The organism is Kitasatospora sp. NPDC052896 (genome assembly GCF_044547075.1).
GTDB lineage: Bacteria > Actinomycetota > Actinomycetes > Streptomycetales > Streptomycetaceae > Kitasatospora.
This window is the reverse complement of sequence record NZ_JBITZU010000025.1, coordinates 1-1,592: the sequence shown is the minus strand read 5'-3', so window position 1 is coordinate 1,592 and position 1,592 is coordinate 1. Positions and strand designations below refer to the sequence as shown.

Sequence of the window (1,592 nt, the reverse complement as noted above, 5' to 3'; positions counted from 1 at the left end):
CCGGGCGTCTTCGTCACCCTGGAGCGGCTGCCGACCACCGTCAACGGCAAGCTGGACCGCTCGGCCCTGCCCCCCCCCCCCCCCCCCCCCCCGGCCCCCCCCCCCCCCCCCCCCCCCCCCCGCCCCCCTCCCCCACCCCCGGCCCGCCCCACCCTGCACACGTGAGAGAAGAAAACCAATGACCGCTGAAAACCGCACCGTGGTCGTCACGGGTATTGGCGCCTTCACGCCGCTGGGCGGCGACGCCGCAACCACCTGGGAGGGTCTGCTCGCCGGACGCTCCGGCGTGGCCGCGTTGTCCGAGGAGTGGGCCGCCGAGCTGCCGGTCCGGATCGCCGCGCGCACCGCCGTCGAGCCGGGCGAGGTGCTCCCCAAGCCGCTGGCCCGCAAGCTGGACCGCTCGGCCCAGTTCGCCGTGATCGCCGCCCGCGAGGCCTGGGCCGACGCCGGCTACCCGGCCCCGGCCACCGACGAGAACTCCGTGATCGCCCCCGAGCGGCTGGGCACCGTGATCGCCTCCGGCATCGGCGGCGTCACCACCCTGCTCGACCAGTACGACGTGCTGAAGGAGAAGGGCGTCCGCAAGGTGTCCCCGCACACCGTGCCGATGCTGATGCCCAACAGCCCCTCGGCCAACGTGGGCATCGAGGTCGGCGCCCGCGCCGGCGTGCACACCCCCGTCTCCGCCTGCGCCTCCGGCGCCGAGGCGATCGGCTACGCGATCGAGATGATCCGCACCGGCCGCGCCGACGTGGTGGTGGCCGGCGGCACCGAGGCCGCGATCCACCCGCTGCCGATCGTCGCCTTCGCCAACATGATGGCGATGTCCAAGAACAACGACGAGCCGCAGCGCGCCTCCCGCCCGTACGACAAGGCCCGCGACGGCTTCGTGCTGGGCGAGGGCGCCGGCGTGGTCGTCCTGGAGTCCGCCGAGCACGCCGCCAGGCGCGGCGCCCGGGTCTACTGCGAGGCGGTCGGCCAGGGCCTCTCCTCGGACGCCCACCACATCGCCCAGCCCGAGCCGACCGGCTCCGGCGTGGCCCGCGCGCTGGCGCACCTCTTCGAGTCGACCGGCCTGGACCGATCCGAGGTGGTGCACGTCAACGCGCACGCCACCTCCACCCCGCAGGGCGACGTCGCCGAGATCAAGGCGCTGCGCAAGGTGCTCGGTGAGCACCTGAACCACGTCGCCATCTCCGCCACCAAGTCGATGACCGGCCACCTGCTGGGCGGCGCGGGCGGGATCGAGACGGTCGCCACCGTGCTGGCGCTGCACCACCGGCTGGCCCCGCCGACCATCAACGTCGACGACCTGGACGACGAGGTGGACGCGGACATCGTCCGGATCGAGGCCCGCGAGCTGCCGCAGGGCCCGATCGCCGCGCTGAACAACTCCTTCGGCTTCGGCGGCCACAACGTGGTGCTGGCCTTCCGCACGGTCTGACACCCGGCCTGACGCACCGTCCGACGGCCGGCACGAAGGGGCGGCCTCCCACCCGGTGGTTTCTAGTGGTCGTCGCAACACGTGGTCGGTTGTCTAGGCCGCGATGAGTTTATGCAGACGCTCGGCTGGGGTTTCCCAGCCGAGCGTC

General features: G+C 73.5%; 1 protein-coding gene. It reads left to right on the top strand.

The features are described 5' to 3' along the window. Nucleotides 1-178 precede the first annotated feature (178 nt). Nucleotides 179-1,444 (top strand): beta-ketoacyl-ACP synthase II, encoded by a 1,266-nt coding sequence (gene fabF, locus ACIGXM_RS31030; protein WP_396566735.1) that lies wholly within the window; start codon nucleotides 179-181, stop codon nucleotides 1,442-1,444. Nucleotides 1,445-1,592: the final 148 nt, after the last annotated feature.

Bases quoted from the DNA above. Each gene is read 5' to 3' on its own strand.
- fabF (WP_396566735.1), top strand. From the start codon at position 179: ATGACCGCTGAAAACCGCACCGTGGTCGTCACGGGTATTGGCGCCTTC.